Below are 22,860 nucleotides of genomic sequence, written 5' to 3'. Positions count from 1 at the left end.
GGAGACCGGACGATGACTGCAACCTTCAACGTCGAACGCGGCGACAAGCTCTACATCCAGGACGTGACCCTGCGTGACGGCATGCACGCCGTGCGCCACATGTACGGCATCGACCACGTCCGCGCGATTGCCGCGGCCATCGAGAAGTCAGGCGTCGACGCCATCGAGGTCGCCCATGGCGACGGCCTTTCTGGCGCCAGCTTCAACTACGGCTTCGGCGCGCACACCGACTGGGAATGGCTCGAAGCCGTAGCCGACGTGCTCGACAAGTGCGTGCTGACCACGCTGATCCTGCCCGGCGTCGGCACAGTCGAGGAACTCCGCCGCGCCTACGATATCGGCGTCCGCTCGGTCCGTGTCGCCACGCACTGCACCGAGGCTGACGTTTCGAAGCAGCACATCGGCATTGCCCGCGATCTCGGCATGGACGTCTCGGGCTTCCTGATGATGAGCCACATGATCGAGCCCGATGCCCTGGCCAGCCAAGCCCTGCTCATGGAAAGCTACGGCGCGCAGTGCGTCTACGTCACGGACAGCGGCGGCGCGCTCGACATGGATGGCGTGCGCGCGCGCTTCGAAGCCTATGACCGCGTGCTGAAGCCCGAAACCCAGCGCGGCATGCACGCGCACCACAACCTCGGCCTTGGCGTCGCCAACTCAATCGTTGCCGCACAGTGCGGCGCGGTGCGCATCGACGCTTCGCTTACCGGCATGGGCGCAGGCGCGGGTAATGCCCCGCTCGAAGTGTTCATCGCCGCCATCGACCGCAAGGGCTGGAACCACGGGTGCGACGTGATGATGCTGATGGACGCCGCCGAAGATCTCGTGCGCCCGCTGCAGGACCGCCCGGTCCGCGTCGACCGCGAGACGTTGGCATTGGGCTATGCCGGGGTCTACTCCAGCTTCCTGCGCCATGCCGAGAAGGCCGCCGAGACCTATGGCCTCGATACCCGCGCGATCCTCGTCGAACTCGGCCGCCGCAAGATGGTCGGCGGACAGGAAGACATGATCGTCGACGTCGCGCTCGACATGCTCAAAGCGCAAGCCTGACTTTAAGCAAGCAAACGGCGAGAGGGCCATTAGCCCCCGCCCTACCGGGAGAAGTGCCATGATCCTCAAGGACAAGGTCGTCATCATCACCGGCGCCGGCCCCGGCATGGGCCAGGCCGCGTGCCGGGGTGCGGCAAAGGAAGGCGCCAAGGTCGTAGTCACGGCGCGCTCGAAGCAGGCGATCGAGGAAGTGGCGCACGAGATCGTGGCGGCGGGTGGTGAGGCCATCGCCGTCCCGCTCGACGTCACGCAGATGGATCAATGCCAGGCCGCCGCCAAGGCTGCGCTCGACCAGTGGGGCCGCATCGACGGTCTGGTCAATTCGGCCTACTATCACCCTGATTGGGGCCCGCTGATCGAGCATGACATCGACCAGGTGCTGCAAGCGTTCGATGTCGGCGCGGCAGGCGCGCTGCGCATGGCCATGGCCGTCTTTCCCACGATGAAGGCGCAAGGCGCTGGCTCCATAGTCAACATCTCCACCCTCTGCACCCGCAAGCCTATGCCGGGCGAAGGAGGCTATGGCATGGCCAAGAGCGCGCTCAATCACATGACCCGCCACCTCGCGGTCGAGTTCGGCGGCACCGGCGTGCGCGTGAACACCGCGCTGATGGGCTGGATGATGGGCGCTCCATTGGAAGGCTTCATCCAGGGTCTCGGCGAAGGGGCCGAAGCCTTCCGCAAGCAGCGCGCCAGCGAGATCCCGGTGGGCCACATTCCGCCCGACGCCGATTGCGCCAAAGCGGTCTACTTCCTGCTCTCGGACTATGCTTCGGAAGTGACCGGCGCGATGCTCGACGTAAACGGCGGCGATTGGGTCGCGGCATAAGGGAGGGCACTGAGATGCTGCTCGACTGGATGAAGAGCCACCCCACCCTTGCCGACGATCCGGTCTCGGGCTTCGATCCCGATGCCGTGACCGTCAGCGAGACGGTAGAGATCGCCGCCCCGGCCCGCTTGGTCTGGGCCGTGCTCACCGACATGCCGCGTTACGCCGAATGGAACCCCTTCTGCGTGCGCGCGGTCTCCACGCTCGAGATGGGCGCAGCGGTCGACATGACGCTGATCAACTATGCGGTGCCCGGCACGCTCGTGCCCAACTGCGAATACATCTGCGCGTTCGAGCCCGAGCGCATGATCTCGTGGGAAATGGTCCACTCGGACTTCTGGCCCTACCCCGCCCGCCGCGATCAGGTGATCGAACCGACCGGCGATGCTTCATGCCGCTATTTCTCGACGGACGCGTTCTTGGGGAACAACGGCATCCACGTCTTCCGCTTTGCCGGACCATGGGTAAAGCGCGCCTTCGACGACAGCGCCCGCGCTCTCAAGGCCCGCGCCGAATTGCTCTACGCGCAAGAACAGAAAGCCTGATCCCGCAATGCCCTACACGCTCCAGCAGCTCTCCGACATGGAAGAGATCAAGGTGCTCAAGCACCGCTACTTCCGCGCCATCGACACCGGCGATTTCGCCGCCCTGCCGGCGCTGTTCACGGCAGACGTCGCCTGCACCTACAACGGCGGCACCTACAAGGTCTCGCTCAAGGGGCGCGAGGCGATGGTCGAGTTCCTGTCCAACTCGTTCCATTCGGGCGCGCTGGCCATGCACATCGGCATCATGCCCGAGATCAGCGTGACTGGCGACAACAGCGCCACCGGCCTGTGGTACCTGCAGGACGTGTTCATCGATCTCGAGAAAGACGCCCACACCTTCGGCACCGCGATCTATACCGACGCCTATCGCCGCGAAGGCGGGGTGTGGAAGATTGAATCCACTTACTACGACCGCGTGATCGAAGTCTTGCGCAAGTTCAGCGAGATGAAAGGCAACCCCAGCGTCCAGCGCCTCGCCACCACCGGGCGCAAACCGCACGAGCGCACCGACATAAGCCACCTGATCCACTGGGACGAATAACCGGTTTGCGCAAAGAACCTGCCACCCTCCACGAGACCATCGCCGAGCTTCAAGCCGAGCGCGCGATCCGTGAAGGCCTCGCGCGCTTCGCTCGCGTGCTGGACACAAAGCAATGGCACGCCCTGGCAGACGTTTTCGCCGCCGACCTCACCTTCGACTACGGCCTCGGCGAACACTCCGGGATAGCGGCGCTTGAAGCCAACATGCGCCGCTTCCTCGATGTCTGCGGGCCAAGCCAGCACCTGATCGGCAGCATCACGGTCGACGTTGCGCCCGGCAGCTTGACCGCCACCAGCCGCGCCTATGTCCAGGCCCGCCACCAGCGCCCTGGTGACACGGGCGGTCCGGTGTTCGACACGAACGGCGAATACATCGACCGATGGACCTTCCGTCCCGAAGGTTGGCGGATCACCCGCCGCGATGCCCTGTGGCAGACCAACAGCGGAGACGCCGCAATCATCTGGAGTGGCGCCAACTGAGGCGACGCTTCAGTCGTCCCCGAAATCCGGCGCCCACGGCACGCCGTTGATATGGCCACCACCGTCGGCAAACAGGGTGTTGCCGGTCAGGTACCGCGCGTCCTCGCTGGCGAGGAATAGCGCGACGCCGCCAATGTCCGCCTCGGGATCGCCCATGCGGCCCATCGGGTTTGCGGCTGCAGTCGCCTTCGCCACGTCGGGTGCCATTTCCGCGAAACGACGATAGGCGGCCGAGACCGCTGCCGGGCAGATCACGTTGACGCAGATGCCATAGGGCGCCCATTCCCGCGCGGCTGTGCGTGAATAGGCCCGCACCGCCTCCTTGGCGACGTTGTAGTCTGCGCTGCCCATGTGGGCGTTGACGCCGTTCAGCGAGGCCATGTTGATCACCCGGCCCCAGCCCCGCGCCTTCATGTGCGGCAGCGCCCGCTCCATCGCCCACTTCGTGGCGTAGAGGCACATCTTCAGCGCATCATCGAAGCGCTCGTCGGTCTTGCGCTCGATCCGCACCGGACCCTCGCCGCGATAGGCGTTGTTGACGAGGATATCGACGGCTCCGAACCGCTCGGCGCATAGGTCCACCGCCGCGAACACATCGTTGCGACAGGACACATCGCACTTGATGAACACCGCCTGCGCCCCGCCTGCGCATAGCTGGTCTACCACCGCTGGCCCGCGCTCGGCGTCGTAGTCCGCCACGACGACGCCCGCCCCTTCCCTGGCGAAGCGGCGGGCAATTCCCTCACCGATGCCATCGGCACCGCCGGTGATGACGGCGGCGCGCCCAGATAGTCTTCCCGTCACGCCGCCATCTCCTTCACTCGTCAGTTGCCGAAGCTGTAGCGCAAGCGCAGGCCGAACATGCGCGGCTCGCCATAGATCACGCTCTGCGCGCCGATCGTCTGGAAGATGCCGGTGTTCGAGATGATGTAGTTCTTCTTGGTGATGTTGGTGGCGAACAGGCTCAGGTCTACAGGCGCGCCCATCACGCCCTTCCAGTCGATCGTGGCGTTGAGCAGGCCATAGCTCGGCAGCAGCACGCCCGGTTCGTTGATCGTCCCATCCGGGAAGCGCTCGGTCGAAAACGGCGCGGTCGGCTGCTTGTCGGTCCAGTTGTAGCTGAGGAACAGGCTGAAATTGCCGACATCTTCCGAAACCGGCAGCGAGAAGCGGCCATAGACCGACAGGATGTTAGGCGAGAGGTACTGCAGTGGACGGCAGGTCATGTCCGCCCCGGCAAAGACCTTGGGCGAAGTGATCGACTGCGCGGTACAATCCCACACGCCCGAGCTCGAATCGAACTTGAAGGATTTGTACTTGGCGCTGAGGTGGCTGTAGTTGCCGCCCAGTTCGATGTTCTGCGTCGGCTGGATCATCGCCTCGACTTCGACGCCCTTGATCTCGGCCGAAGCGTTGTTCAGCGTGATCGCGCCATTGCCGCCGGTCGCCCGGTTGAAGTCACCGGCCGCGCGCTGGATGTTCTTGTAGTCCAGCCAGAAGCCGTTGACATTGAAGCGCCCGCGCATGCCGCCAGCGTTGAAGTCGGTCTTGAAGCCCGCTTCGTAGTCAGTCACGGTCTCCGGCCCGAAGGTGCGGGTGTTCTCGAACACGGCATAGCTGTTGAAGCCGCCCGCCTTGTAGCCGCGCGTGACCTTGCCATAGACCATGATGTTGTCGTTCGGGCGATAATCGAGCCCAATCGTCCAGTTGGGCGAGGAACTTTTCAGCTTTGCGCCGAACAGGCAGGTATTGAGCGGATCGGCGATGGGCTGCGTCGGGTTCGGATTCGACTTCCACGAGCAGGCCGTGACGAACTTCGCCCCGCCCGGCAGCGGCACGTAGCTGAACGATGTCGTGGAGCCCTCCACGGTGTCCCAGGTATAGCGATAGCCTGCCGTCAGCCGCAGGCGGTCAAGCGCGGGCGAGAACGCGCCGAAATCCAGCGAGCCTTGCGCATAGAGCGCCTTGGATTCGTTGGTCACGCGAATCTGGCTCTGGCCGATCGGGCAACCGGCTATCGTCTGCAAGCCGCAGACGTTGATCGAATAGGATTCCATCGTCCCGCGCGGGCTCTGCTTGTAGTAGAAGCCGCCCACGGTGTAGGTCAGCTTGTCGTTAAGGCCGGTGCCTTGCAGTTGCAGTTCCTCGGTCACCTGCTTGTACCAGTCGCGCGGCGCAGTGCGGCTTTCGACCGTGGTGCCGGTGTCATAGACTGGGGCGATGGTGCCGTCCTGATCGTTGGCGTAATAGGACTTCAGCTCGGCATAGCTGAAAATGTTGCGCAGCTTCAGTGTGCTCGAAAGTTCGATGTCGGTTGTGTTGTTGATGCCCCACGATTCCAGCTTGGCAAAACTGTCGAGCCCGTGCGCCGTCTGGCGGATGCCGCGTGCATTCTGCTGGTTGAGCAGGTTGGTATAGAAGCTGCAGTTGGCAGGGCCGGTACCAGCACCACAAAAATTGAACGTCGGCGCAATCGCGCCCAGCGGCAGGGACACGCCCGGAGCGACCGGGATCGGCCGCGTTGCCAGACCGACGAAGTAGTTGGTGTTGAAGTTCTTGGCGATCGAACCGGTGCCATTGCTGTGCGACTTGCCGTAGTAGCCCAGCGTGTAGTTGGTGACGCCCTCGACCGGTTCGATCCACAGCCCGACGCGGCCCATGCGCCAGTGCTGGTCGTCGCGATCCTTGTTCCAGTTCACGTCCCGCGTGAAACCGTCACGATCGCGTGATGCACCGACAAGGCGCAGGCGGACCTTGTCCGAGATCGGCAGGTTCAGCACGGCTTCGGTTTCGACCATGCTGTAGTTGCCGAAGCCTGCCTGGACATAGCCTTCCAGCTTGTCGGTCGGCTTGGCCGGGGTCAGCAGTATGGCGCCGCCGGTGGTATTGCGGCCGAACAGCGTGCCCTGTGCGCCGGCCAGCACCTGCACGTTCTGCAGATCGACGAAGCTGCCCGGCCCGCCCTGTCCGGAAAGCGTAATGGCAGATACCAGCGGCACTTCGTTCATGTAGACGACGACGGCAGGTGAACCCTGGAAAGACGCGCTCTGGCCACGGATCGATGGCGACATCACGTCACGCGAAGCCTGGCCGTTCGGCCCCACCACCAGCGAGGGGACCGAAGCCTGCAGGTCCTGCAGCTGTGTCAAGCCGCGTTCGCGGATGCTCTCGGCACTGATTGCGGTGATCGAGATCGGCACGTCTTGCGCGCGCTCTTCGCGGCGGTTGGCCGTAACGATGATCTCCATGTTGTTGGGAGCAACACCATCGGTAGCCTGCTCATCTGCAGCATTATCTGCAGCATTCGCGATTTGCGGCAAGGCAGCGCAGCAAAGTGATGCACCCGCCAGCAGTGCGGTTGTGAAGCGACGACCTACATCGGAACGCATGCGGCTTTTTTCAGACATTGTCCTCTCCCTCCAAGACCAAACCTGCAAGGCGTCCGGCAGAACGCCACGCATAGCTGGAATGAGAGAAGTGCTGCACGCACCCCAAGTGCGCACGCCTGCCTCTTGCAAAGGCGGCTGCAGGCCCCTCATCCCAGATTCTCTTTTGTTTGCTGAAGAAGCGTACCAACTACGCAAAATAACTGCAAGAGCGTAAATCATACGAATGTTGCGTAGCATTGTCGGCAGATAATTGACCGCCGCTACTCTACGCGATAGGTATATGCCTCATCGATCGGTTTCACCTCATACGGTGCGCGCAAGAATCGATGTTCAATTGAAAACAAAGCCAAGAAGCAGCCAGATCCGCCTACCCTGTCGGCCAGCAGTGCCCCGGAAATCGTGTTGACCGACCTAGATGCCATCCGTCCGTCCACACACACTTTAAACGATCGTCCCTGGCGTTCGCTCGCTCATATTGGAGAGATGCCCATGTCAACCGACAGCGTTTTCAGGCCTGTCGCCGCGCCGCGTGTCATCGAAAATGCCTATTCTCCAGACCAGCATGCGCGAATGCTGGAGATCGTGCGCAGCAATGGGCCATGGTCATTGATTCTTGCGCAGCATTTCAAATCGCCCGAGGAAGTCGTCGCCACGACGTCTGGTGCGGTCCCGGAAGGTTTCAAGCCGACCTGGGACATGTTCCTGTCACCGGTGTTCCGCGGCTATTTCGGCACCGCAGCAACCGCATTTTATCCCGAGATCGAGGACTGTTTCTTCAACAGCCACTTCCTTGCCCTCGTGCGGGATTACTGGGGCGCGCGATACGCGACGCCAGAAAACATGCTGTTCAACATTCAGGGGCCATGCTCGGGCGGCGACAACCCGCATGTCGATGCCACGCGCTTCCGCGGCGCGTCGATGCACAACACGCCGATCTGGCTGATGAACACCATGGTCAAGTCAAACCTGTTCGAACGCTGGCGCGCCAAGAAGGCACAGGTCATCGCCTGGTACTACAGCGGCAGGACCGGTGGCGGCTTCACATATTGGCCCGAAGGACCGCAGCAACCGCCGCAGCAGATCCATGCGCCGATGTGGGGCCGCGCCGTCGTGGTCGAAAACGAGAAGATGTATCACACTGCGCAGTCCAACGGTCCCGCCGCCCTGCGGCGTCCTGAAGGGCTCGCGATCAACTCCCTCATGTCGGCTGATCCCGAAGACCCCACCGGCTGGCAGATCACAACAGATGGCAAGGTGATACAGAAGATCCCCGAGGACGAATTCCGCTTCCTCGTTCACTGGGGCGCCGACATCTACATGGACATGGCCGAAATGAAGCGCGCGCTCGACCATACCGACGACCTTAGCCACGAGATGATCTTCGACATCATCATCTCGGACCTGCGCAAGCGTGGCGAAGCGTTCCGGATGCCCACCGATCCGCTGACCGATCCCTCCTTCATCGGCCTGCTCACCCGGATCTATGATCCCGGCCAGCCCACGATCTTCCCGCCCGAGCCCGAGGAACACTTCGCCGCCTGATCGCTCCGCAACAGATAAGCATCGGACCAGAACCAATGCCAGACATGCCCTATCTCGCCCGCGGCATCATGCCGGTCGAAACGCCATCGAGCGTGCTCGTGTCGTCGTCTAAGTATCTCAACAACCCGCGCTTGCGCGATTGGCTGGCAATGATCCTGCTGCGCCGCAACGGGCCGGACCTGCCGCCCCCTGCCGAAATGTATGAATTCCTGCCGATCCTCGAGGAACTGCGCGATCACGATGCCATAGAGGAGATGTTCACGGCAGAGCGGCAGATCAATCCCGAGCTCGATGCCTGGCTCTCCGAGGGTTTCTACTCGACATACGCGATTGAGGACTTCGCACAGTATGCACCAGGCTCGCTTGGCGGGATATTCTATCAGTGGATCACCGAAGGAAACTACGAGATCCAGATTACCCCGTGGCGCGAACCGAAAAGCCAGCTGGAGTTCTACAACCTCCGCTCCGGCCAAACGCACGATTTTGAACACATCCTGTGCGGCGGCGGGTTCAATTTCATGGGTGAGCTCGTCCCCTACTGGTACCGCCTGACCAACGTGTTCAAGCACATCCGCAATCCGGAGCTGGCGGCCGAGCTGAGCCTGATCCAGATCTTCGGATCGTTGCGCTACACCGTGCGGACGATGCTGCATTATCCGCAAGTATGGAACACCTGCACCGATGCGATCCAACGCGGCATGGTAGTCGGCAAGGCCAGCGACGCATTATTCATGAAGAAGCTCGAGCCGTGCTTCCATCTGCCGCTGGCGGAGGCGCGCGAAGTCCTCGGCGTGCGCGGCGCGGTCGATGTCGATACCGACCTCGAAGGCGCTTTCTGGGCAGAACGTGTCCCAGCCTCGGCGCTGGTGAAGCCCGACCTGCATTAGCCCGGTCCACGGTTGGTTCTGCGCGATTGACTCACTGCACCGCCCAAGTAAGTGAGCAATCATGACGAAGACCCGAATTCCGGCCGTGCAGCGCCGAGGCCAGATCGTTGCTGCCGCGCGGCGGGTCTTCTCGCAGCATGGCTACGACGGGGCCAAGACGCTGCAGATCGCGCGCGAGGCCAAGGTCTCCGAAGCGCTGGTGTTCCGCCATTTCCCCAGCAAGCTCGCTCTCTACCGCGCGGTTCTGCGTCAGGTGTTCCTTGAGCAGGACGAGCGCTGGCGCGAACAGGGCGTAAACGGCGAAGGGCCGATGGGACTTGCCGCCGCGATCCACACCTTCATCACGGCTTGCGCCACCGATGCGGAAGAGCCTGCGCGCGACGACACGCACCGCATGATGCTGGCGAGCCTTGCCGGAGATGGCTCTTACGCCAGCCTGATCTACCGTCGTTCGCAAAGGCGCAACGCCGCCACCATGGAAGCTGCCTATGCCTCTGCGCGGGCCGAGGGTGGCCTCGTTGGCGAAGCGCTCGACGTGCCAGCCTCAGCCATGTTCATCGAGCACGTCGGCACCATGCTGGCGGCGATAGGGGGCTTGCCCAAGGCTGCGCGACCATACGGCATCGAGGGTGACGAGCTTGTCCGGCAGGCAACATGGTTCTGCCTGCGCGGGATCGGCATGCCCGATGCAGTGATCGAAAGCTATTTCGACAGCATCGCCTGATCGCGATTGGGCAGTCCAGGCAGGACCTGCAGCCCCATCCGAAGGCTCAGGTCAGCATGGCGCCACCGTTCACATGGATCACCTGCCCGTTGATCCACCGGCCGTCTTCGGACAGCAGCAGGGCGACCATCGCCGCAACGTCCTCCACCTGCCCCAGGCGCGTGCTGCGGGTTGCAGCGATGCAATGGTCGATCCAGTCCGGGGGAACGGCCCCGCCCGCAATCATTTCGGGCGTCATCACGAAGCCGGGAGCGACGCAGTTGGCGGTAAGCCCCTGCTTCCCCCACTTGCTTGCGACATGGCGCATCAGCGCATTTAGGCCGGCCTTCGACGCTGCATAGGAGGGGCGCTCCGGCTCCCCCGCCCCCGACGCATCCGAACTCGTATAGACAATGGCGCCGCGCCCGCTTTCCAGCAAATGCGGCAAGGCGGCGCGGGTGGCGAGCAGGTGCCCGCGCAGGTTTACCGCCATGGTCCGGTCGAACGTTTCCAGTTCAAGCGCCAGCGCATCCGAGTCCGAAAAGATCGTCTTGAGGTCTGCAGCGTTGATGTGCGCTCCATCCAGTCGCCCGAGCCGGGCGATTGCTTCGGCAAAGCATGCCTGCACCGCAGCCTGGTCGGTTATGTCCACCTCGATGGCGTGGGCTTCGTGTCCGGCGTCGACCATGCGGTCTGCCACGGCCTGCGCTGCAGCAAAGTTCAGGTCGGCCACGCAAACTCGCGCGCCTTCGGCGCAGAGGCGTTGCACCGTGGCTGCGCCAATACCGGTACCGGCGCCAACAACGATAATCGCGCGATCCTGGATCCTGCCCTGCATTGCTCACCTTCCTTTTGGCTTTGCGTAGACATCTTGCTATGCAACAGCGCAAATAACAATGCGGAAGCAGAATAACCTCTGATTCCGCGCAGAAAGGGGATTATCTGTGACAGATGCTGTCGCGGCCGCACCGCACGACACCTCACCGCTCGATGCAAGATTGAAGAGCGTCCTGCGGATCATGCCCGCGCCCGTCGGCATCGTCACCAGCTTCGATACGGACAGCGGTGAGCCGGTCGGCCTCGCCATGTCCGCGCTCATGCCCGTCTGTCTTGACCCGCCATCCATGGCCATCTGCGTCAACCGTTCCGGCAGCGCACACGCGGCGATGATGCGTGCTGGCCGCTTCTGCATCAACCTGCTGCACAGCCGGCAGGATGGTCACATGGCACCCTTTGCCGATCCCGCCGCCCGCGCGGCACGCTTTACGCAGGACGACTGGCGGCAACATGTCCATGCCGTGCACCACGGCGTGTGGTACATCGAAGGCGCCCCCGCTGCGATTTTCTGCACGATCCGCGAACATATCAGCTACGGCACGCATGATCTTCTGCTCGGCGAAGTCGACGATCTGATCACGACTGCGAGCGAAGAGATCGTCGGCTGGGCCAACGGTGCACTCTACCGCCCGGCCCCGCTGGGCTGAAGCCACCCATCACGCGGGCTGGATGTCGTCCGGCCCTCAGAATGCCCGCAGGCTTATGATCCTGCCTTCTTCGTCGAAACGGCAGGCATCGGCCGAGCGGATGCGCAGGCGCTGGCCGCCCGGCGGCGTGAACTCCACGTCGAAGATCAACAGCGCCTCGTTGGCGTGGGATCCGCGATGGGGTGCCACCGGCGTGATCCGGGTCTGGTAGGCAACGGTATCGGCGAACCACGCGGCGATCGCTGGCCCGCTGCGGGGTTCCGACCCTATCGGATCCTCGATTACCGCATCGGGCGCGAACAGCGCCATCACCCCGGCCACATCGCCAGCATTGATCCGGTCGACGTAGGCCTGCAGTGCGGCCTTCATCCTCGCCTGTGCGGCATCCGCGCCCATCAGGGGCCTACGGGCAGCGTCACTGGTGCAAAGGTCGAAAGCAGTCCTGCGTCAAGCACTTGTGCCTGCCCGGTGATGAAGCCCGAGGCCGGACTGCACAACCACAGCGCCACTTCGGCAACATGCTGCGCGCGTCCCATGCCGCGCAAGGGCACGCGCGGAAGCTCCTGGCCACCGACGATCGCAACATCGGGCGCGCCGATCAGCGGCGTCTCGACACCGCCGGGACACAGCGCGTTGATCCGCGCGCCACGCGCCGCAAATGCATCGATGCAGGACTTCACCAGCCCGACCACGCCGTGCTTGGCCGCGCTGTAAGCCGGGTTCGCCGGATGGCCGACGACGCCTGCCGCCGAGGCCGTGACCACCACCGCGCCGCCCTGCTCGATCACCGGTTGCACCGCCTTGATGCCGTTGAACGCGCCTTTTAGATTTACCGAGACCAGCTTGTCGAACAGCGCTTCGTCAACCGTGTCGAGGCCTTCGGCAGCACCGTAGAGTCCGGCGTTGAGGAAGGCGAAATCCAGCCGGCCGGCCTCGGCCAGGACCTGCGCCACCATCGCAACGTTGCTGGCATGGTCGGCCACGTCGACCTTTACCGCGCTTGCGCTCTCACCGATCTCAGCCACGACTGCCTGCGCCGCCGCAAGATTGAGATCCGCGCAGAATACTCGCGCGCCCTCTTGCGCAAAGCGGATTGCTGCGGCGCGGCCGATGCCCGATCCCGCTCCGGTGACAATTGCAACCTTGCCGACAAATCGCTGCATTGCTCTCTCCGTTATCTCTGCGCCCTGATCAGCGCAGTTCCGTCTTCAGCACCTTTCCGGCAGCATTCCTCGGCAGGTCATCAACGATCACGAAACTGCGGGGCACCTTGTAGTTGGCCATTTCCTGCCGCGCCCAAGCGGCAATTTCCGCTTCCGAAGGTGCCTCGCACCCGGTTCGCGGCAGGATGAACGCCTTGCCCTGCTCGCCCATGCGCTCATCGGGCACTCCGATCACCGCGGCCTGCGCAATGGCGGGATGCTTGGCAAGTATGGCTTCGATCTCGGCGGGATAGACATTGAACCCGCCTGAAATGAACATGTCCTTCTTGCGGTCGGTAATCTTGAGGTAGCCGCGGTCATCGATCGTGCCGATATCGCCGGTATGAAGCCAGCCATCGCTGTCGATCGCGTCAGCCGTGGCTGCCGGATCGTCTAGATACCCGCGCATGACACCATAGCCACGCACCCACAGCTCGCCCGCTTTCCCGGTGTCCACATCCTGCCCGTCGTCACCAACGCACCGCACCTCAAGTCCGGGCAGCGGAACACCGCAGGTGTTGGAAACCGTCAGCGCATCGTCGCCCTGTCGCGTCATCGAAATGCAGCCGCACTCGGTCATGCCATAGCCGTTGACGATGTTGGACATGCCCAGTTCGCTGCGCATCCTCTCGACCAGTACCGGCGGCACGGGTGCAGCCCCGGTCACGGCGACCCGGAGTGACGAGAAATCGCGCGGCCGGTCGCCCGCCAGTTCCTGCAGCAGCGACTGGTAGATCGTTGGTGGACCCGGAATGAAGGTAATCCGGTTCTGCTCGATCTGGCGGACCATTTCAGCGACATCGAAAGTCGCCATCGGCACGATCGTTGCGCCTCGAACAAGGCAGGCCGACCAACCTGCCTTATAGCCGAACGTATGGAAAAACGGGTTTACGATCAGGTAGCGATCGCCGGGGCGGAGATCGACCCGTACCGCCCAGTCGCCAAAGATCTGTGTCGCCTGGCAGTGAGCGGTCAAGGCTCCTTTCGGCCTGCCAGTTGTGCCCGAGGTAAAGATAATGTCGCAGATGTCGTCCGGGGAAACCGCGGCAAATGCATCGTCAACCGCTGGATCATCCGCCCCCTTGCCACGCGCCACAAAGGCGTCGAAATCCCGGTCGATGTGAACCGTTTCGACCAGATCGGGCAGGTCCTCGCCTGCGATCAGTGCGGCATAGTCCTGACCCAGAAAACCGGCCGGGGCAAACAGCAGTTTCACCCGTGCGCGGCGAAGGATATCGGCGGCCTCCCCGCCCTTGAAGCGCGTGTTCATTGGCACGATTGTCGCGCCAACGGCCTGTGCGCCCAACGCCGCGAGAATCCATTCGCGCGTGTTCGGCGCCCAGATGCCCACACGGTCGCCATGGGCGATGCCACTCGCCAGCATGGCCGAGGCCGAACGGCGGGCATCGGCCCACAATTCGGCGAAGGTCCATTGCCGCGCGCCGACGATCAGCGCAGGCACATCAGGCCACTGCTCGGCTGCCGCCTTCGCTGCGCCGGGGATCGAGCCGGGCCAGTTGCCCATTGCCTCGGTCATGGGATTGGGCCTCTCAACCAGCTCAAGCCACTTCGAACAGGCCGGCAGCGCCCATGCCGCCCGCCACGCACATCGACACGACGACGTACTTCACGCCGCGGCGCTTGCCCTCGATCAGAGCGTGGCCGACAAGGCGCGACCCGGTCATCCCGAAGGGGTGGCCGATAGCAATGCCGCCGCCGTTGACGTTGAGCTTGTCGGGATCGATCCCGAGCTTCTGCTGGCAATAGACGGCCTGCGACGCAAAGGCCTCGTTGATCTCAAACAGGCCGATGTCCTCGATCTTCAAGCCCGCCCGGTCGAGCAGCTTGGGGATCGCGAAGACCGGGCCGATACCCATTTCCTCGGCCCCGCAGCCCGCCACCTGAAAGCCGCGATAGATGCCCAGCACCGGGCGGCCTTCAGCCTTGGCGGTGTCGAGGTCCATCAGCACTTGCGCTGATGCACCGTCGGAAAGCTGGCTGGCGTTGCCTGCGGTAATATGCTTGCCCTCGGCAATCACCTGACCGTTCTTGAACACCGGCTTGAGGCCCGCCAGCGCCTCATAGGTCGTGCCCGCGCGCACGCCTTCATCCTTGGCGAGGGTGACTTCTTCCTTGCTGGTCTCGTTGCCTTCCTTGTCGAAAAGCGCCTTGGTGACGGTGATCGGCACGATCTCGTCATCGAACTTGCCAGCTTCCTGCGCCGCCGAAGCGCGCTGCTGCGATAGTGCGGCAAAGCGGTCCTGCTCCTCGCGCGTCACGCCATAACGCTCGGCCACGATCTCGGCGGTTTCGATCATCACCATGTAGGCGTGCGGATCCGCTGCCTTGATGAATTCGGAACGGTTGCGGAAGGCCGGGGCGTGCTTGTTGATGGTCAGCGAGATGCTTTCCATGCCGCCCGCTACGGCAACGTCGATCTCGTTGCACATGATCCCGCGCGCCGCGAGCGCGATGGCGTTCAGGCCGGAAGAACACTTGCGGTCGAGCGTGAAGCCGCCAGTCGTGTCGGGCAGGACCGAACCGTGCACGGTCAGCCGTCCGAGATTGTAGCTCTGCGTGTTCCAGTGGTTGCCGACGCCGAGGTAGACATCGTCCACCCGCGCCGGATCAACTCCTGCGCGCGCGATGGCGGCGTTGACAACGTGGCTGGAGAGCACCGGAGCTTCGGTGTCGTTGAAGGCCCCGCGATAGGCCTTGCCCACGCCAGTACGGGCGGTCGAAACGATGGCGGCTTCACGCATGTCTATATCCTCTCAGCCGAAGCCGTGCATGTTGGAAGGCCCGAAATAGGCCCGCATCTCAACGACCTTGCCGTCGTCGTTGAACTTGAAGGTGTCGATCACCTCGACCCGTTGATCCTTGCCCTCCCAGTGGAGGTGGACCGTGAACGCGAACGCCGCATAAGGGCCGCACAGACGCACCGCGCCATCGAGCGCGAGCTTGGCACCGGTCTGCATCGAGGCGGTGTAGAATTCGAGAATCGCCGCCTGGCCTACCTTGGGTTCAGTCCCCACCGGGTCTTCGACCGTGGCGTCTTCCGCAAACAGCGCAGCAACCCGTTCGGGCGCACCGGCATCGAATGCGGCGACATACTCGTGGACGGCAGCTTCCATCACCTTAGGATCAGGCATCGCATTCACTCCGGAAAATAGCGGCTGATGGTATCGAGCACGCAGGCGGGCTTGTCCTGTCCCTCGATCTCGACGGTGACGCGCACGACCGACTGGATGGCGCCCTTCACTTCCTCGACCGAAACCACTTCGCCCACCCCGCGAATGCGGCTGCCGACCTTGACCGGCGAAAGGAAGCGCAGGCGATCAGCGCCGACGTTCACCGCATGGGCAAAGCCGCGCACTTCGATCAGTTGGGGTAGGAAGTAGTTGACCAGGCTCATCGTCAGGTAGCCATGGACGATGGTGCCGCCGAACGGCCCCGCCTTGGCGCGCTCGACGTCGACATGGATCCACTGGTGATCGCCAGTCACATCGGCAAAGCCGTTGACGCGTTCCTGATCGATCAGCAGCCACTCGGTCGGCGGCAACAGCGTGCCTTCCTTGCCGAGCAGATCGGCGGGCTTTTCGAACACCACCGCCACGATCAGGCCCTCTGGCTGGAGACCGGGACGATTTCGCCGGTCATGTATGAGGACAGGTCCGAGGCGAGGAACAGCATGACATTGGCCACTTCCCACACTTCGGCGGGGCGACCGTAGGCCTCGGTCTTGACCAGTTCGGCAAGACGCTCCTCGGTGGTCACCTTGGCGAGGAACGGGTGCATGGCAAGGCTCGGCGCGACGGCATTGATGCGCACGCCGTGGTCCGCAGCTTCCAGCGCGGAACAGCGGGTGAAGGCCATGACGCCGGCCTTGGCCGCGGCATAATGCGCCTGGCCCTTCTGTGCCCGCCAGCCCAGCACCGAAGCGTTGTTGACCATCACGCCGGACTTGTTTGCATACATCGAAGGCAGAAACGCCCGCGTCATGCGAAACAGGCTTGTCAGCGTCACATCAAGCACGCGGCTCCACTGCTCGTCGGTCATGTCGACGACATCGACCTCGCCGCCAAGGCCGGCGTTGTTGATCAGCACGTCGACCTTGCCGAGCTTTTCCAGCGCCGCATCGCGCAAGTCCTGCACTTGCGCCTCGCTGGTCACGTCGCAGACCTGCGTGAACGGACGCTCGCAACCGACTTCTGCCGCGATGCGATCCGCTGCCTCGCCCAGACGCCGTTCGTGGAAGTCGCTGATCAGCAGACGCGCACCCTCTTCGGCGGCGCGCTTGGCCACGGCAAAGCCGATGCCGGTGCCGGCGGCGGCGGTGACCACGACCGTCTTGCCCTTCAGCATGCCCAGCGGGGTCGGATAGGGAGGAACGGGAACGCTCATGCTTCGCCTCTCGGTTCGCGCGGGAGTCCCAGACCGCGCTCGGCGATCAGGTTGCGCTGGATCTGGTTGGTGCCGCCGTAGATCGTGTCGGAACGGCTGAAGAGAAACAGGTTGGGCAGGGTCGGCCAGGAGTAGTGGTCACCGAGGGCGACTTCCGCCGCCTGTCCGAGCACCTCCATGCCCAGCTCGCCAAGGTTGCGCCGCCAGGTTGCCCACTGGATCTTGTAGGTCAGCGCCGCGCCGTCGATGGCGGCAAGATCGGTGCCCGAAAGCATCCGCAGCGCACCATAGCGCATCAAACGCAAGCCAGTTTCCGCCCGCGCGATCTTCTGGCGCAGTACCGGATCGGCAGCCTTGCCGTTGGCCTTGGCCGCATCGATCACCGCATCGAGTTCGTTGCGGAACTGCATTTGCTGGCCGAGCGTGGAAACCCCGCGCTCGAACGCCAGCAACGCCATGGCCACCTTCCAGCCCTCGCCTGCCGCGCCGAGCATGGCATCGGCGGCACAGCGCGCGTCGGTGAAGAAGGTCTCGTTGAACTCGGCCTCGCCATTGATCTGGCGGATCGGGCGGACCTCGATGCCGGGCTGGTCCATGTCCATCAGCAGGAACGACAGGCCCTTCGGTCCGGCCGAACCTTCCTCGCTGCGCGCGACGACGAAGATCATGTCCGAATAATGGGCAAGGCTCGTCCAGACCTTCTGGCCATTGACCACCCACTGCCCATCTTCCAGACGCGCCTTGGTCTTGACGTTGGCAAGGTCGGACCCGGCATTCGGCTCGGAATAGCCCTGGCACCAGATCTGCCGCCCCGCCGCGATTTCTGGCAGATAGCGCGCCTTCTGCTCCTCGGACCCGAAAGCGAGGATCGTCGGCCCGGCCAGCTCCACGCCGATGTGGTTGATGCGGTTGGGAGCGCCCGCCCGCGCGTATTCCTCGGCGAAGATCACCTGCTGGGCGATGGTCGCATCACGCCCACCCCATTCGCGCGGCCACCCAATGCAGCTCCAGCCCGCCTCGCCCAGCCGCTGCTCCCACTCCTTGCGGCGCGGGATCGCGTCACACAGGTTGGGGATGCCGCGGATGTCGGCGAATGCCCCGGTCATTTCCGCCTGCAGCCACTCCGCGAACTCGGCGCGGAAGGCCTCGTCGGCGGGGGAGAATCCGAGCTTCATGCAGCCGCCCCGAGAACCGCCGAGGCAACCTGCTCGCGGTGCCACTGGCCATCGCCAAGCAGCGTCTGGATCGAGCGCGCGCGCTTGAAGAACAGGTGCGCGTCATGCTCCCACGTAAAGCCGATGCCACCGTGCAGCTGGATCATGTTGCCTGCGCACATGAAGTAGGTGTCGGCACAGAACGCCTTGGCCGAATGGAGCGCCACCTGCGCCTCGTCCGACCCCTCGTCCACCGCGCAGGCCGCCCAATAGACCGCCGAGCGCGCCTGCTCGATCTCGATCATCATGTCGGCAAGCCGGTGCTTGTAGGCCTGGAACGAACCGATCTGCCGACCGAACTGCACGCGCTCCTTGGAATAGGCCACGGTCCGATCCAGCGTCGCCTGCGCTCCGCCCAGCGCCTCGGCGGCAAGGCAGATCCACCCGGCGGCAAGAGCGCCGGCAATCGCCGCGTCGCCATCGGCCAGCTGTTCGCCCTGCGCGCCATCGAGCGTCGCGGTGGCGAAGGGCCGGGTCTGGTCCATCGTCACGTGCGCCTGGACACTCACGCCCGCGCCCTTGAGGTCGACGATCCAAGCCTCACTGCCAGAATGGACCAGCAGGAGGTCAGCCGAAGCGCCGTGCGGCAGGAACGGGAAAGTGCCGGAAATCCGGCCATCGGCAACGCTCAACTTGGGCGCCCAAGCCACCGTCGCGATCAGTTCGCCCGCAGCGAGCCGCGGCAGCCACTCCGCCTTCTGCGCCTCCGAACCACCACGCGCGATGGCCTGGCCAATCATCACATGTCCTAGCAGCGGCAGCGCCGCCACTTGCGCCCCTGCAGCTTCGGCGACCAGCGCCATTTCGACCATGCCGAGGCCTGCCCCGCCATGCTCTTCGGGCAGGCCGATCCCAGCGAGGCCCAACTCGTTCGCGAACGAGGACCACAACTCGCGGTCAATCCCGTCAGCCGCCATGGCCAGCCTCGTGCGCTCGCTCGTCGCGTTCTCGGCAAAGAACCCGCGCACGGTCTCGGCGATCATCGCCTGTTCGTCGGTGAAGGCAAATTCCATCGTCTCTACTCCGTCTGGGCCTTCAGGCCGTGCCCCATACCTTGCGCGGCGGCAGGCGCGCTTCGATCAGCTTGTCGACCACTTCGCCCACCTGCGCAGGCTCCCAGCGCGCCTGTTGATCGACGAACGGCCCTTCGCGCCAACCGTCCTCCAGCATGATCTTGCCCCCTTCGAGTTCGAAGACACACCCGGTAACGTGGGCGCTGTGCGCGCTGCCGAGCCAAACGACGGTCGGCGCGACATTGGCCGGGTCCATCACGTCGAACCCTTCTTCCACCGCCTTCATCTTCTCGGCAAAGGCGCCTTCGGTCATGCGGGTACGGGCCGAAGGGGCCAGCGCATTGGCGGTGATGCCATAGCGGCCAAGCTCTGCCGCCTGGACCAGCGTCAGCGAGGCAATGCCGCCCTTGGCGGTCGAATAGGCGGCCTGGGCGATCGAGCCCTGCAGGCCTGCGCCGCTCGAGGTGTTGATGATCCGCGCATCGGGATCGCGCCCGTCCTTCTGCTTGGCCCGCCAGTAGTTCACGGCGTGGCGCGCAATGCAGAAATGGCCGCGCAAGTGGACATGCATCGTCGCATCCCATTCCTCGACCGTGGCCGAGACGAACATGCGATCACGCACGATGCCGGCGTTGTTGACGACCACGTGCAGGTCACCGAACGCCTCGATCGCGGCATCGACGATGCGCTTGGCCGCGTCCCAGTCGGTGATGTCCTCGTAGTTGGCGATGGCCTTGCCGCCCGCCGCCTTGATCTCGGCGACCACGGCGTCAGCCGCGCTGGTATCGCGCCCTTCACCGCCGAGCGAGGTGCCGATGTCGTTGACCACGACGTTTGCGCCTTCCGCGCCGAAGGCCAGCGCATAGGCGCGGCCAAGCCCTCCGGCGGCTCCGGTGATGATGACAGTGCGATTTTCGCAGATGCCCACTTGTATCTCCTGTGAAGTTCCTCATCCGACCGGCAGCAGCAGGTGCTGCGAAAGGTCGCCGATGTAATCGAGCATGGAATAGTCGCGCGTAGCGAAGCGCCAGATGCCTTCCACGCGCTCAAACGTGTCGTGATAGCGGCCCGAAGCGATGGCCTGGAGCGGCAGCTCCGGCGTCTGCTGGAACACTGTGTAGACCGACCGGCAGCTCGCCCTTCCCACCGCCTCGTCGATCTCGACAATCGGGTTGGTGATGACGTGGCGCGTGCGCGGCGTGCCGCAGGGGTGGATGCGCACGAACGCCCGCCACTGTTCGAGCATGGGAGCCGCGCCCTCGATCACCTTGCCACCGCCGAGGGTGACCCGCGCATGTTCGAACATCGCGGCGACCTCCTCCAGCTTCCCTGCATCCATCAGTTCCGCGTAGCGGTAGAGCAGGTTGGTGATGGCGGTTGCGGACCCCATGATGATCAGAGCCGCTCGATGATCGTGACGTTGGCCTGCCCGCCGCCTTCGCACATCGTCTGCAGGCCATAACGGCCGCCGGTGCGCTCCAGCGAATTGAGCAGCGTCGTCATCAGCTTGGCACCGGTCGATCCGATCGGATGGCCCAGCGCAATCGCGCCGCCCTGAACGTTCACCTTCTCATGCGGGATATCGAGTTCCTTCATCCACGCCATCGGCACGGAGGCGAAGGCCTCGTTGCATTCGAACAGGTCTATGTCGGAAAGCTTCATGCCGGATTTCTGCATGGCATAGCGCGTGGCATTGATCGGCCCGGTCAGCATCCACACCGGATTGTCGGCGCGGACCGACATGTGGTGGATGCGCGCGCGCGGCTTGAGGTTGTGCTCCTTGAGTGCTCGCTCGCTCACGATCAGCAGCGCGGCTGCACAGTCGGAGTTCTGGCTTGCGTTGCCTGCCGTGATCCGCCCGCCCTCGCGCACGGGATTGAGCGAGGCGAGGCCTTCGAGCGTCGTACCCGGACGGATCGTCTCGTCGCGGTCCAGCCCTTCGAGTGGCACGATCTCGTTCCCGAACCAGCCCTGCTCGGTTGCGTGCTGGGCGCGGCGGTGGCTTTCATAGGCGAAAGCGTCCATTTCCTCGCGGGTGATGGCCCACTTCTCGGCAATCATCTCGGCCGAGCGGATCTGGTTCACTTCTTCGTCGCCATAGCGCGCGTCCCAGCCCTTGGCGCCAAGGAACGGGCTTTCGAAGCCATAGGCCGCGCCAGCAGTCATCGCCGTCATGATCGGAATGCGGTTCATCGCCTGGCTGCCACCGGCAACGACAATGTCCTGCGTCCCGCTCATCACGCCCTGCGCGGCAAAGTGCACCGCCTGCTGGGCGCTGCCGCATTGGCGGTCGATGGTCACGCCCGGCACATCCTCGGCAAGACCGGCGACGAGCCAAGCGGTGCGGCCGATGTCGCCCGCCTGCCCGCCGATGGTCTCGGTGCAGCCCCACACCACGTCCTCGACCAGCGCCGGGTCGAAATCGTGCCGCGCCATCAGTTCGCGGATGGGATGCGCGGCAAGGTCGGCCGGGTGGAGGTGGGCAAGACTGCCCTTCTTGCGCCCGACAGGCGCGCGCACGGCGTTGACGATATAGGCTTCAGGCATGTTCTGTCTCGCGGGCAAAGGTCTGGTCGGCGCCAAGCGGCTGGGTGAAGATGCGCGTGGCAACGCGGCTGCGATGGAACGCGGGCGTGCCCCATGCCGCCTTCAGCGCCAGCGCACGCTTGAGGAACAGGTGGACGTCCACTTCCCACGAGTAGCCCATCGCACCGTGCACCTGGATCGATGCCCGTGCGGCCTTTTCTGCCGCTTCCAGCGCCACGATCTTGGCCTCGGACACGCGCGCCCGCGAATGAACGTCGCCATGGCCGATCTCGGCGGCAGCGGCGAGCACCACGGGCCGGGCGAACTCGATCGCAGTCTGCGCGCTGGCAAGGTGATGTTTCACCGCCTGATAGGAACCGATCGGCTTGCCGAACTGCATGCGGTCCTTGGCATAGGTGACGGCGAGGTCGACCGCCCGCTGCGCCAGCCCCAGCCCTTGCGCCGCCGCGAACAGCGATGCGCGGTCGAGCGCCAGCGTCCAGTCGGCAGGGCCAAGGTCTTCGGCCTTGCTTGCGTCCCACTCGATGCCGAACAGGCGGCGGAACGGGTCGATGGTTTCGGCAGGCGTCAGCGTCACCTGATCCGGAGTGACGAGATAAGCCCGCCCATCCTTCTCGATCAGGATAGCCGCCGCAACGTCGGCATTGGCGACGACTGGATTGATCGTTGGCGCCACCGCGACGATCGCCGCCGGATCGGCCAGCACCGGATGTTCGGACGCAAGGCTTGCCAGCAGCGGCGCACCAACGCCGGCGCTTTCGGCAAGCGGCTCGGGCAGTGCGACATAGCCTGCCTCGATGGCAATCAGCGCGAGGTCCAGCTCGGTCAGCCCCATGCCGCCTGCCGCTTCGGGCAGGAGCAGCAGGGTAAAGCCGTTCTCGACGATCTGCGCCCAGCGCGCGGCATCGAAGGCCACGCCCTGTTCCATCATCTTGTGCCAATGATCCGGCGTGCAGGTATTGCCCAGCAGCGTCCGCGCCGTGTCGGCAAACATCAGCTGTTCGTCGTTGAGGGTGAAGTCCATGTGCCTG

The 22,860-nt window shown here is 64.1% G+C and carries 25 protein-coding genes; 9 read left to right on the top strand and 16 right to left on the bottom strand.

The window, feature by feature from the left end; translation table 11 throughout:
• Positions 1-12 precede the first annotated feature (12 nt).
• Genes dmpG through HGI46_RS12305 form a run of 5 tightly spaced genes read left to right on the top strand, consistent with a single transcriptional unit; the run spans position 13 to position 3,444 of the window.
• The gene (gene dmpG / locus HGI46_RS12325) at positions 13-1,050 is read left to right on the top strand and encodes a 4-hydroxy-2-oxovalerate aldolase (RefSeq protein ID WP_168904411.1); all 1,038 of its coding nucleotides are present in this window, start codon (positions 13-15) and stop codon (positions 1,048-1,050) included.
• A 58-nt stretch (positions 1,051-1,108) separates the two neighbouring features.
• A complete protein-coding gene (locus HGI46_RS12320) occupies positions 1,109-1,879 on the top strand; it encodes an SDR family oxidoreductase (protein ID WP_168904410.1) in 771 nt (256 codons plus the stop codon).
• Positions 1,880-1,893: 14 nt separating this feature from the next.
• Positions 1,894-2,424: an SRPBCC domain-containing protein gene (locus HGI46_RS12315; RefSeq protein ID WP_168904409.1), complete on the top strand. Its 531-nt coding sequence runs from the start codon at positions 1,894-1,896 to the stop codon at positions 2,422-2,424.
• 7 nt (positions 2,425-2,431) lie between these two features.
• The gene (locus HGI46_RS12310; RefSeq protein ID WP_118075414.1) at positions 2,432-2,965 is read left to right on the top strand and encodes a nuclear transport factor 2 family protein; all 534 of its coding nucleotides are present in this window, start codon (positions 2,432-2,434) and stop codon (positions 2,963-2,965) included.
• A gap of 5 nt (positions 2,966-2,970) precedes the next feature.
• Positions 2,971-3,444 carry a nuclear transport factor 2 family protein gene (locus HGI46_RS12305; RefSeq protein WP_240946728.1) on the top strand — a complete coding sequence of 158 codons (474 nt, stop codon included), beginning with the start codon at positions 2,971-2,973 and terminating at the stop codon, positions 3,442-3,444.
• A gap of 9 nt (positions 3,445-3,453) precedes the next feature.
• Here the strand turns inward: HGI46_RS12305 and HGI46_RS12300 are convergent, their stop codons facing one another.
• Positions 3,454-4,248, bottom strand: a complete 795-nt coding sequence (locus HGI46_RS12300) for an SDR family oxidoreductase (protein WP_168904408.1) — start codon at positions 4,246-4,248, stop codon at positions 3,454-3,456.
• 20 nt (positions 4,249-4,268) lie between these two features.
• The gene (locus tag HGI46_RS12295) at positions 4,269-6,692 is read right to left on the bottom strand and encodes a TonB-dependent receptor (RefSeq protein WP_240946727.1); all 2,424 of its coding nucleotides are present in this window, start codon (positions 6,690-6,692) and stop codon (positions 4,269-4,271) included.
• Between the two features lie 630 nt (positions 6,693-7,322).
• Here HGI46_RS12295 and HGI46_RS12290 point away from each other — a divergent pair.
• The 3 genes from HGI46_RS12290 to HGI46_RS12280 all read left to right on the top strand — a co-directional run bounded on the left by HGI46_RS12290 (position 7,323) and on the right by HGI46_RS12280 (position 9,986).
• Entirely contained in the window at positions 7,323-8,375 is a 1,053-nt protein-coding gene (locus tag HGI46_RS12290) for a hypothetical protein (protein WP_168904406.1), read from the top strand.
• A gap of 35 nt (positions 8,376-8,410) precedes the next feature.
• Positions 8,411-9,262, top strand: coding sequence for a hypothetical protein (locus HGI46_RS12285; RefSeq protein WP_168904405.1), 852 nt, complete (start codon positions 8,411-8,413; stop codon positions 9,260-9,262).
• 61 nt (positions 9,263-9,323) lie between these two features.
• Positions 9,324-9,986, top strand: a complete 663-nt coding sequence (locus tag HGI46_RS12280; protein WP_168904404.1) for a TetR/AcrR family transcriptional regulator — start codon at positions 9,324-9,326, stop codon at positions 9,984-9,986.
• Positions 9,987-10,032: 46 nt separating this feature from the next.
• On the opposite strand, the gene HGI46_RS12275 is transcribed toward HGI46_RS12280, so the two are convergent.
• Positions 10,033-10,803, bottom strand: a complete 771-nt coding sequence (locus HGI46_RS12275; protein WP_168904403.1) for an SDR family oxidoreductase — start codon at positions 10,801-10,803, stop codon at positions 10,033-10,035.
• A 106-nt stretch (positions 10,804-10,909) separates the two neighbouring features.
• On the opposite strand from HGI46_RS12275, the gene HGI46_RS12270 reads away from it, so the two are divergent.
• The gene (locus HGI46_RS12270; protein WP_346766726.1) at positions 10,910-11,449 is read left to right on the top strand and encodes a flavin reductase family protein; all 540 of its coding nucleotides are present in this window, start codon (positions 10,910-10,912) and stop codon (positions 11,447-11,449) included.
• Positions 11,450-11,485: 36 nt separating this feature from the next.
• Here the strand turns inward: HGI46_RS12270 and HGI46_RS12265 are convergent, their stop codons facing one another.
• From HGI46_RS12265 to HGI46_RS12205, 13 genes are read right to left on the bottom strand one after another with little or no spacing between them, the layout of a single operon-like run.
• Entirely contained in the window at positions 11,486-11,845 is a 360-nt protein-coding gene (locus HGI46_RS12265) for a nuclear transport factor 2 family protein (RefSeq protein ID WP_168904402.1), read from the bottom strand.
• On the bottom strand, positions 11,845-12,612 hold the full coding sequence (locus tag HGI46_RS12260) for an SDR family NAD(P)-dependent oxidoreductase (RefSeq protein ID WP_168904401.1): 768 nt from the start codon (positions 12,610-12,612) through the stop codon (positions 11,845-11,847). The genes HGI46_RS12265 and HGI46_RS12260 overlap by 1 nt, the downstream gene beginning before the upstream one ends.
• 28 nt (positions 12,613-12,640) lie before the next feature.
• Positions 12,641-14,188 (bottom strand): FadD3 family acyl-CoA ligase, encoded by a 1,548-nt coding sequence (locus tag HGI46_RS12255; RefSeq protein ID WP_277346321.1) that lies wholly within the window; start codon positions 14,186-14,188, stop codon positions 12,641-12,643.
• A 22-nt stretch (positions 14,189-14,210) separates the two neighbouring features.
• Positions 14,211-15,413, bottom strand: coding sequence for an acetyl-CoA C-acyltransferase (locus HGI46_RS12250; protein ID WP_168904400.1), 1,203 nt, complete (start codon positions 15,411-15,413; stop codon positions 14,211-14,213).
• A gap of 12 nt (positions 15,414-15,425) precedes the next feature.
• Complete coding sequence (locus tag HGI46_RS12245; RefSeq protein ID WP_168904399.1) at positions 15,426-15,803, bottom strand: steroid Delta-isomerase; 378 nt, start codon at positions 15,801-15,803, stop codon at positions 15,426-15,428.
• Positions 15,804-15,808: 5 nt separating this feature from the next.
• Entirely contained in the window at positions 15,809-16,270 is a 462-nt protein-coding gene (locus HGI46_RS12240; RefSeq protein ID WP_168904479.1) for a MaoC family dehydratase, read from the bottom strand.
• The gene (locus tag HGI46_RS12235) at positions 16,270-17,055 is read right to left on the bottom strand and encodes an SDR family oxidoreductase (protein ID WP_168904398.1); all 786 of its coding nucleotides are present in this window, start codon (positions 17,053-17,055) and stop codon (positions 16,270-16,272) included. Before HGI46_RS12235 ends, HGI46_RS12240 begins: the two co-directional genes overlap by 1 nt.
• Complete coding sequence (locus HGI46_RS12230; protein ID WP_168904397.1) at positions 17,052-18,230, bottom strand: acyl-CoA dehydrogenase family protein; 1,179 nt, start codon at positions 18,228-18,230, stop codon at positions 17,052-17,054. The genes HGI46_RS12235 and HGI46_RS12230 overlap by 4 nt, the downstream gene beginning before the upstream one ends.
• A complete protein-coding gene (locus HGI46_RS12225; RefSeq protein ID WP_168904396.1) occupies positions 18,227-19,282 on the bottom strand; it encodes an acyl-CoA dehydrogenase family protein in 1,056 nt (351 codons plus the stop codon). Before HGI46_RS12225 ends, HGI46_RS12230 begins: the two co-directional genes overlap by 4 nt.
• 22 nt (positions 19,283-19,304) lie before the next feature.
• Entirely contained in the window at positions 19,305-20,210 is a 906-nt protein-coding gene (locus HGI46_RS12220; RefSeq protein WP_168904395.1) for an SDR family oxidoreductase, read from the bottom strand.
• Between the two features lie 21 nt (positions 20,211-20,231).
• The gene (locus HGI46_RS12215; protein ID WP_206065694.1) at positions 20,232-20,672 is read right to left on the bottom strand and encodes a nuclear transport factor 2 family protein; all 441 of its coding nucleotides are present in this window, start codon (positions 20,670-20,672) and stop codon (positions 20,232-20,234) included.
• Positions 20,673-20,677: 5 nt separating this feature from the next.
• Positions 20,678-21,829: an acetyl-CoA C-acetyltransferase gene (locus HGI46_RS12210; protein WP_168904394.1), complete on the bottom strand. Its 1,152-nt coding sequence runs from the start codon at positions 21,827-21,829 to the stop codon at positions 20,678-20,680.
• Positions 21,822-22,853, bottom strand: coding sequence for an acyl-CoA dehydrogenase family protein (locus HGI46_RS12205; protein WP_168904393.1), 1,032 nt, complete (start codon positions 22,851-22,853; stop codon positions 21,822-21,824). The genes HGI46_RS12210 and HGI46_RS12205 overlap by 8 nt, the downstream gene beginning before the upstream one ends.
• Between the last annotated feature and the right edge of the window lie 7 nt (positions 22,854-22,860).

The sequence above is a fragment of the Novosphingobium sp. ERW19 genome (assembly GCF_012641315.1).
Taxonomy (GTDB): Bacteria; Pseudomonadota; Alphaproteobacteria; order Sphingomonadales; family Sphingomonadaceae; genus Novosphingobium.
Note: the sequence above shows the minus strand (reverse complement) of the source record. Positions and strands in the feature narration are given on the sequence as shown.

Bases quoted from the DNA above. Each gene is read 5' to 3' on its own strand.
- dmpG (WP_168904411.1), top strand. From the start codon at position 13: ATGACTGCAACCTTCAACGTCGAACGCGGCGACAAGCTCTACATCCAG.
- HGI46_RS12320 (WP_168904410.1), top strand. From the start codon at position 1,109: ATGATCCTCAAGGACAAGGTCGTCATCATCACCGGCGCCGGCCCCGGC.
- HGI46_RS12315 (WP_168904409.1), top strand. From the start codon at position 1,894: ATGCTGCTCGACTGGATGAAGAGCCACCCCACCCTTGCCGACGATCCG.
- HGI46_RS12310 (WP_118075414.1), top strand. From the start codon at position 2,432: ATGCCCTACACGCTCCAGCAGCTCTCCGACATGGAAGAGATCAAGGTG.
- HGI46_RS12295 (WP_240946727.1), bottom strand. From the start codon at position 6,692: ATGGAGATCATCGTTACGGCCAACCGCCGCGAAGAGCGCGCGCAAGAC.
- HGI46_RS12290 (WP_168904406.1), top strand. From the start codon at position 7,323: ATGTCAACCGACAGCGTTTTCAGGCCTGTCGCCGCGCCGCGTGTCATC.
- HGI46_RS12285 (WP_168904405.1), top strand. From the start codon at position 8,411: ATGCCAGACATGCCCTATCTCGCCCGCGGCATCATGCCGGTCGAAACG.
- HGI46_RS12280 (WP_168904404.1), top strand. From the start codon at position 9,324: ATGACGAAGACCCGAATTCCGGCCGTGCAGCGCCGAGGCCAGATCGTT.
- HGI46_RS12275 (WP_168904403.1), bottom strand. From the start codon at position 10,803: ATGCAGGGCAGGATCCAGGATCGCGCGATTATCGTTGTTGGCGCCGGT.
- HGI46_RS12265 (WP_168904402.1), bottom strand. From the start codon at position 11,845: ATGGGCGCGGATGCCGCACAGGCGAGGATGAAGGCCGCACTGCAGGCC.
- HGI46_RS12260 (WP_168904401.1), bottom strand. From the start codon at position 12,612: ATGCAGCGATTTGTCGGCAAGGTTGCAATTGTCACCGGAGCGGGATCG.
- HGI46_RS12255 (WP_277346321.1), bottom strand. From the start codon at position 14,188: ATGACCGAGGCAATGGGCAACTGGCCCGGCTCGATCCCCGGCGCAGCG.
- HGI46_RS12250 (WP_168904400.1), bottom strand. From the start codon at position 15,413: ATGCGTGAAGCCGCCATCGTTTCGACCGCCCGTACTGGCGTGGGCAAG.
- HGI46_RS12245 (WP_168904399.1), bottom strand. From the start codon at position 15,803: ATGCCTGATCCTAAGGTGATGGAAGCTGCCGTCCACGAGTATGTCGCC.
- HGI46_RS12235 (WP_168904398.1), bottom strand. From the start codon at position 17,055: ATGAGCGTTCCCGTTCCTCCCTATCCGACCCCGCTGGGCATGCTGAAG.
- HGI46_RS12230 (WP_168904397.1), bottom strand. From the start codon at position 18,230: ATGAAGCTCGGATTCTCCCCCGCCGACGAGGCCTTCCGCGCCGAGTTC.
- HGI46_RS12225 (WP_168904396.1), bottom strand. From the start codon at position 19,282: ATGGAATTTGCCTTCACCGACGAACAGGCGATGATCGCCGAGACCGTG.
- HGI46_RS12215 (WP_206065694.1), bottom strand. From the start codon at position 20,672: ATGGGGTCCGCAACCGCCATCACCAACCTGCTCTACCGCTACGCGGAA.
- HGI46_RS12210 (WP_168904394.1), bottom strand. From the start codon at position 21,829: ATGCCTGAAGCCTATATCGTCAACGCCGTGCGCGCGCCTGTCGGGCGC.
- HGI46_RS12205 (WP_168904393.1), bottom strand. From the start codon at position 22,853: ATGGACTTCACCCTCAACGACGAACAGCTGATGTTTGCCGACACGGCG.